This window comes from Stenotrophomonas sp. RG-453, from assembly GCF_033843685.1.
Lineage (GTDB): Bacteria > Pseudomonadota > Gammaproteobacteria > Xanthomonadales > Xanthomonadaceae > Stenotrophomonas > Stenotrophomonas bentonitica_A.
The window spans coordinates 1-422 of the sequence record NZ_JAMYED010000032.1 but is presented as its reverse complement, the minus strand read 5'-3'; the positions used below and the strand labels follow the sequence as shown (position 1 = coordinate 422).

Sequence of the window (422 nt, the reverse complement as noted above, 5' to 3'; positions counted from 1 at the left end):
GGATGATGAAGATCACGAGGATCTGCGTCGCCATCGACTCGACGAACCAGGCCGTGCGGAATTCTTCCGGCGAGGCGTTGAACAGGTACAGCAGCGCGCCGAAGGTCGCGATGTCGAACACCGACGACAGCGGTCCCATGATCGCCGCAAAGCGCACCAGGCGCGACATGCTCCACACCTGCGGCTGCGCCGTGGCCTGTTTCGAGACGCGGTCGAAGGGAATGCCGAGCTCGGAGAGGTCGTAGAGCAGATTGTTGAGCAGGATCTGCGTCGGCAGCATCGGCAGGAACGGCAGCGCGATCGAGGCCGCCGCCATCGACAGCATGTTGCCGAAATTCGAGCTCGCGCCCATGCGGACATATTTGAGGATGTTGGCGAAGGTGCGCCGGCCTTCCTCGACGCCGTCGGCGACGACTTCGAGA

At 63.3% G+C, this 422-nt stretch carries 1 protein-coding gene; it reads right to left on the bottom strand.

Annotated features, from left to right (window positions below):
• A partial coding sequence (locus NJD74_RS19630; protein ID WP_319624831.1) for a cation transporting ATPase C-terminal domain-containing protein occupies positions 1-422 on the bottom strand: 422 nt, incomplete at both ends.